We start from the raw sequence: 6,672 nt of genomic DNA, 5'->3' as shown, positions 1-6,672 counted from the left end.
TCTACTTTAGTGCAGCCGTTTAATTCTAAACGACTTGGTTTAAAGTAAAGAAGTAAATCACACGCTTTGTGCAGGAGGGGGGATTTCAGAGATAGAAGATTGTGAATTAATCCACAGACACAAATTTAGCTGTGTATCTCCTTTTCCCATTCAAAACCATAAGATATACTCCAGAGGGTAATTTAACATCAATCTCTTGTAACCCCGGTTGTTTGATGGCCTTAGAATAAATCCTTTTTCCGTCTATCGTGAAAATCTCGACACGTACGGGAAGAGGTTCCTGGGAGGGAATGTTGAATTTTAACTTCCCCCTTGTATAGAGAGCATTAATTGTAGTCTTTTTGCATGGAATACATTCTTCTGTACCTACTGTTCTTTCTTTTAGTAAATAAACACCTCTATCATTGGCACCAATTACAATAGTGGAGTCATCAATGATATCACAGCTTTCTACGGCTCCATACCATGAGGTGTCCGGCTGGAAGTAACCTGTAAGTTGAAACTCCCCCGCACTAAAGAGGTATTTATGTATTCCCTGGACCTCCCAGCATACGTAGAGGAAAGGTGATCTGGCTATTCCTGCATATGGAAAGACCATACCATAGTCATGCTCGTAAGAACCACAATTTGTAACATCCTCTTTGAAGAGGGAAAAACCTCTCAAGGGAGTTCTTATAACGAATAATGTATCGTGATTCCACACGCCAACGTCAAAATAGTCTCCTGAGACGCTAATGGAATCCAGCACTATGAGGTCTGGAGGATTTGAAGCATCAAAGATTCTTACCATTGAGTACCTGTGACTGAGGTAAACTTTTTGAGTAGCAGGATTGTAAGCAATGGTATAATTGCGATCCCCACTATCATTCCAGGTGTAAGCGACACTAAAGTCGAATTTATTAATAACAGCAAGCCCCGTTCCTGAAGCCACATAAAGGTAGTCTTCATCACCGCAGATGTCGTGGGCTCTTATACCTGAAATAGTAAGGGTTTCTGGAGATTCTGGGTTACTGAAGTTTACAACTTTTATGCCATATTCCCTCATGCCTACGTAAACAAAGGGAGGGTCTGCAAAGATGCGGGTTGTCCATGGCAAGTTTAGGTCAAGTTTCAGTGATAAGTTTTGGGTTTCTGGAAAATATTCGATTATTCTAAATCTAAACTGTTGCGGAGAGGTGTAGTGCCCAGTTAGAGCTATGAAATTTCTGTTATTGATTGAAAAGAACTTAACGTCAAATACACTAAATCCCGAATCAGACCAATTACATAAGGGATAGAAATTGACGAAATTCTCTTTATTAGCGTTGAAATTGAGGTTCGGTGGAGAAGATAATACATCGCCTTCAAAGTCATAAGGTTGGTTTATCGAAGCGCAGGGAGAATACGGTGGGTAAGTCATATTTAGTACGATATCAACCCGCTCATATCCTATATTGTGCCAGAAAAAAACTTTTCCACCCCAGAAGATTGTATCTCCAATCTGCTTATATGCACAAATGGTGTAATATCCTGGCTCACAAATTCCAGCATCATCGCAATCATCACACTTATATAAACCTTCTTGATTAGAAAGTGTACATGGCGCTGTAGGTGGAATACCTTCTAAAATCAAGGGCTTTGCGCCGGAGACCGGAACTAACTGCCCATCAATGTAGTGGTAAATGTACCCCCATGCGATGGGGTAACCTTTTGCATGTAATATCGAAATTATGGAAGTGATAAGTATAATAGTAAATTTACATTTCACTTTACCACCCCCACACTCTGGTTTAAGTATACCATGGATTTGCTGAAATGTCAAGGGCTTAATATTGCTCAAATTTTCGATGAAATTGTTTATTTGCATTGGAGCTTTGAGCTTTTTGCTTCAAGGGAACTGAAAAATTTCTTTGTTTGGATTCGGTTTTTTGCCGTTATTTCGTTAGTACAATAGAAGAGGGTTATTTACGAACTTTAGGGCTTTGCATCGAAAGAAAGGCAGGTTTGGTTTTGTGTGTCTTCTTACTGCTTAAATCAACACACAAAACGTCTCGTAGGCTTTAAAATTAAAACAAACAGGAGTGTTGATAATGTTATTTCTTTTTCTGTTAGTTTTTACAAGAACTATCTCGGTTTCAATTCCACCTCTTGCCTCGATGGTTAGCTATTTGGCAGGTAAACAGTACAAAGTGGTTTCTATATTGAATCAAACTCAAAATCCTCATACTTACGAGATTAGGCCTTCAGATTTAAAAACCGCTATTACTTCAGACCTTCATATTGAGGTTGGGGGGCATATTGAAGGGTGGGGTAAAAGAATATGCGAAAAGCATAAAAATTGTCTTAGGCTCTATGATGAACTCATAAGAGAAAATATTAAGGTAACTAATCCCCATATTTGGTTAGACTTCACACTTGTTCCTGAGTGTGCGAAAATTATTGAGCAGAGACTGGAGAAAACTTTTCCTCAAGATACTATTATCTTCAGAAAAAATCTTGAACAATTTCTTGTCCGGTATAATTCACTTGTGAGAGAGCTTAAAGATTCCTTCAAGGTTTACTCTGGAACAAAAATACTATTGTACCACCCCTCGTGGAACAATTTCCTCGAGCCTCTCGGTTTAAAAGTTGCTGGCGCCCTTGTTCACCACGGTGAAAAGGAAGTTTCAGCTGGTGATTTCGCAAGGTGGGTTCAAAGGATAAAGGCCGAGAATATTCGTCTCATAATTGCAGAAAACAATATGCCATCACAGATTTGTGAAAACCTCGCAAAAGAATCTGGTGCTTGTTTTATCCTCCTTAATCCATTGTTTGATGGTGATTTCCTCATCAGTTTAAAAGAACAGGCACTTTTAATTAAAAAGGGTTTAGAATGCCGGAAATAATCTTTTACAAGGTTACTATCGGGTATCCGGACCATGAAGTTGCAGAAGACATTACTTTTACCATCGAAAAGGACGATTTTGTAATTATTTTTGGCCCAAACGGTGCGGGGAAAACCACTCTTGCTAAGACAATGCTTGGAATTTTGAGGCCTCTTAAAGGGGAAACTTATATTTTTGGCTGTCCTGTAACGGGTGTTTGTCCTCACAAAAAAATGATAGGTTATGTGCCTCAGTTTTATAACGTTAACAGAGATTTTCCTGCTACCTTGTATGATGTCGTAATCTCTGGCTGTTATCCTCTATTAGAGCCTTTACAGAAAATCCCTAAAGAATATAAGGAACAGGCTATAGAAAATTTAAAAAGAGTAGGGTTATTAGAGCATAAAGATAAACCTTTTGCTCACTTATCCGGGGGACAACAGAAGCGGGGGTTGATTGCGAGAGCTTTAATGGGGCCTCCAAAAGCATTACTTCTTGATGAGCCGACTGCAGGAGTGGATATCGCGAGTGAAATTCAAGTTAATGAGGTGATTGTAAAAACACACAAGAATTTTCAAATTCCTGTTATAGTTATCACTCACGACGTGAACCCATATCTTGAAGTTGCAACAAAATTTATTTTGATGGGCTATGGAAAATACTTTGCAGGTTCTTTTGAGGATGTGATAAAACCGGAGGTTTTATCAGAAGTTTATCAAACTAAAGTCGACGTTGTTACGAAAGATGGTTTGAGGTTCGTTAACGTAAGGGATGTTCACCATGATAGAAATGCTTAAACTTTCTGTCATACAGCGGGCTTTTGTAGCGACTTTAATTGCTGGAGGGTTTCTCCCCCTCGCTGGTTCTATATCAGTTCTTTCTGATACCTCTTTTCTTGCGGCTGGCTTTGCCCACATTGCTTTTGCGGGAGTTGCCCTTGGATATCTGCTTCGTTTTGACCCGATTCTTGGTGCCTTTTTGATTACCGTTATTTCCGCCTATTTCCTTTGGTATTTAAGTGAAAAAAGAGAAGGAAAATATGAACAGACCCTCAGTATACTCTTTTCTTTCTTTATGGCGTTAGCTATTTTGTTTTTTGGGCTCACGAGAACTTATGCATCTGATGCCATGTCGTATCTCTTTGGTAGTCCGTTGATGGCTAATTCGGTTGACTTAATTCTCCTTGCGGCAGCTTTTCTTCTTTACCTCTTTTTTGTCATATATTACCATCGTATTTTATTTCAAATAGTTTTCTCTAATGAACTTTCCTTAGCCTCTGGCATAAATGTCAGCAGGTTCAGGCTTTACTTCTTCTTGTTTACGGCTCTTTCAGTGGTTCTGAGTATGAAGTCAGTGGGTGCGCTTGTTGTTTACGGACTTATGATTATTCCTCCTTCTCTGTCTCAGAGAATTTCAAAACATTTTAATCAGATGATCGTTATTTCTGTCATCTTCGGTATACTGAGTTCCTTTATTGGTTTTATTTTATCCCTTATAATCGATGTACCTGTAGGCGCTGCTGTAGTTGTAACTTCTGCAGTTTTTTATTTTATTTCTCTGATATTGAAGCGATGAAGGTTTTGCAGGTAAGTGATGCATATTTACCATTCCCCGGAGGTGTGGGTGAACATATCTATAATTTGAAGAAATATCTTCAAAGGCTGGGCCATGAGGTTTTCGTACTAACTTCCGGATATCCTGGGTTGGTAGAAGAGGTTGATACGAATGTAATTAGGAGGGGTAGAGTAATATTAACTCCTGCACTAAAGATTTTTAACCATACCCAGTTAACTTTGACCTTTGATCTCGGGTTACCCTCTTTTTTGAAAGATTTCTTTAGAAAAAATAAGTTTGACGTAGTACATCTTCATGGCCCACTTGCACCAAATCTGCCGGGACTTGCTCTTCATTACTCCCGATATCCTTCTGTTGCGACCTTTCACACCGCTTTTGTGGGCTTCAACTGGAATAAAATTGCCCGGATATTTTATGAAAAGGATGCGAGAAAGCTGAGAAAGTTTATTTTTGTTTCCAAAACGGCGAAAGAGGCTGTTATTCCCCCTTACCATGGCGACTGGGTTATCATTCCGAATGGGGTTGATTTAGAGCTGTTTTATCCACAAAAGAAGAGTAGATTTGTAGAGGACAAGATAAATATTGGCTTCTTAAGTAGGCATGAACCTCGGAAGGGTTTGCATGTCCTGCTTGAAGCCTTTGCAAACGATGAAGAGCTCAGAAAAAAGGCACACTTGGTAATTGGAAGTTCTGGGCCTCTTACAGAATACTATAAAAAATTTTGTGAAGAGAATGACATCCCCGCGACATTTCTTGGCAAGATCCCGAAAGAGGAGCTCCCTGATTTCTACAGGAAAATAGATATTTTTGTTGCTCCTGCAATAGGAGGTGAGAGTTTTGGCTTAATTTTACTGGAAGCCATGGCCTGTGGAACCCCCGTGATTGCTTCTAACATCGAAGGATATACTAATGTTGTGGTAGACGGAGAAAACGGTATCCTCTTTGAAAAGGGTAATCCTCTTGATTTGTCAGCTAAGATAAAGAAATTAATTATGTATAAGGATTTAAGTTTTGAGCTTGCGAAAAAGGCCTTAGAGTTTGTTAAACCGTTTCACTGGCATGAAATCGCAAAGAAGGTGGAAAGGGTTTACAGGGGGATAATTTGAAATGCTGGTGACTTTGATTGCACAATTTGTTGCTTTTTTTGTGCCACAAAAATTTGCTGAGTTTATTGCAATCGTTCTTGCTGATGCCTTTCGTATATTCGATTGGCGTACCAAAGCAGTTATGAAGAACCTTGAGATTTTGTTCCCAAAAATGCAATTAAGGCAACGGAAGATGATTATGAGAGATACTTTTAGAAAAATGTTTCTTAGCTATGTGAGAGTAATGAAGATCAACCGGAAAAAGTGGGAAAGCTATGTGGAACTCAAAGACCTTGAGATTTTTAAAGGGAAAAAATCCATAATATTTTCGATCCACATGGGCCCATGGGATATAGCTTCTAAATATATAAACTATTATGGTTTTGAATTCTACACATTGATGGAAAACCTCCCAAAATTTTATTTATGGATGTGGTTAAGATTTCGGAAAGGAATTAAGGTGTTTCTGGTAGGGAGGGGAACAATTAAGGCAATTCAGAGGTTGAAAAGGGCGAAAGAGTATGCCCTCGTAGTTCTTGTAGATCGTGTTACTTCAGGAAAATATGCGGTCAGGAAGTTTTTGGGTAGGGATGTAATCTTTGCGGAAGGGATTTTTAAGCTTCCGAAAATTGTTGAGGGAGATGTTTATTTCCTTGTTTGCCATTGGGATGAGACGATGAAAAAGGTAAGGTTTGAATTCTTTCCCGTTGAGAGAGAAAACGTTGAAAGTCAAATTTTAAATTTATTTGCAGAGAACGTGAGAAAGTATCCTGACCAATGGTTTAACTTTTACTTTTTTACTACTCAAAGGCCGACCTGAGAATATAAAGTACTACCTCATCATAGGGAATTCCAATGTGTTCCGCCTCTTTCGGTAGGTCGGATAAGTCCGTCATACCGGGTAAGGTGTTGATTTCAAGAACGTAATAGTTTTCATTCTCGTCTACGATTCCGTCTACCCTGGAAAATCCACGGCAACCTATCTCTCTGTGTAGTTTAACAGAGGCTTCTTGGAAAGCTTTTGTTGTCCTTTCAGAAAGACGTGCTGGTATTATAAAATTTGTTAATCCCTTCGTATATTTGGCTGTATAGTCATAAAATTCTCTTCCAACTACCTCTAATTCAAGGATGGGAAGGGGGAAACTCCCTTCACCTGTGCCAAGTACTCC

General features: G+C 39.1%; 7 protein-coding genes. 5 read left to right on the top strand and 2 right to left on the bottom strand.

Translation table 11 applies throughout. The annotated features are described in order from the left end of the window. Positions 1 to 106: 106 nt before the first annotated feature. Entirely contained in the window at positions 107 to 1,747 is a 1,641-nt protein-coding gene (locus QMD82_07575) for a T9SS type A sorting domain-containing protein (protein MDI6851774.1), read from the bottom strand. A 322-nt stretch (positions 1,748 to 2,069) separates the two neighbouring features. Between QMD82_07575 and QMD82_07570 the strand changes: the two genes are divergently transcribed. Genes QMD82_07570 through QMD82_07550 form a run of 5 tightly spaced genes read left to right on the top strand, consistent with a single transcriptional unit; the run spans position 2,070 to position 6,323 of the window. After that, positions 2,070 to 2,864: a metal ABC transporter substrate-binding protein gene (locus QMD82_07570; protein MDI6851773.1), complete on the top strand. Its 795-nt coding sequence runs from the start codon at positions 2,070 to 2,072 to the stop codon at positions 2,862 to 2,864. Beyond that, positions 2,852 to 3,640 (top strand): metal ABC transporter ATP-binding protein, encoded by a 789-nt coding sequence (locus tag QMD82_07565; protein ID MDI6851772.1) that lies wholly within the window; start codon positions 2,852 to 2,854, stop codon positions 3,638 to 3,640. The genes QMD82_07570 and QMD82_07565 overlap by 13 nt, the downstream gene beginning before the upstream one ends. Next, a complete protein-coding gene (locus QMD82_07560; protein MDI6851771.1) occupies positions 3,624 to 4,418 on the top strand; it encodes a metal ABC transporter permease in 795 nt (264 codons plus the stop codon). The genes QMD82_07565 and QMD82_07560 overlap by 17 nt, the downstream gene beginning before the upstream one ends. Next, complete coding sequence (locus tag QMD82_07555) at positions 4,415 to 5,524, top strand: glycosyltransferase family 4 protein (GenBank protein ID MDI6851770.1); 1,110 nt, start codon at positions 4,415 to 4,417, stop codon at positions 5,522 to 5,524. The genes QMD82_07560 and QMD82_07555 overlap by 4 nt, the downstream gene beginning before the upstream one ends. 1 nt (position 5,525) lies before the next feature. Then, on the top strand, positions 5,526 to 6,323 hold the full coding sequence (locus QMD82_07550) for a hypothetical protein (protein MDI6851769.1): 798 nt from the start codon (positions 5,526 to 5,528) through the stop codon (positions 6,321 to 6,323). Here QMD82_07550 and QMD82_07545 read toward each other — a convergent pair. Next, positions 6,304 to 6,672 (bottom strand): D-alanine--D-alanine ligase (locus tag QMD82_07545; GenBank protein ID MDI6851768.1); only part of this gene is annotated, 369 nt, incomplete at its 5' end. The two genes, QMD82_07550 and QMD82_07545, sit on opposite strands and share 20 nt — an antisense overlap.

The organism is bacterium, assembly GCA_030019025.1.
Classification (GTDB): domain Bacteria; phylum Hydrothermota; class Hydrothermia; order UBA1063; family UBA1063; genus UBA1063.
This window is presented reverse-complemented; position numbering and strand designations above follow the sequence as displayed.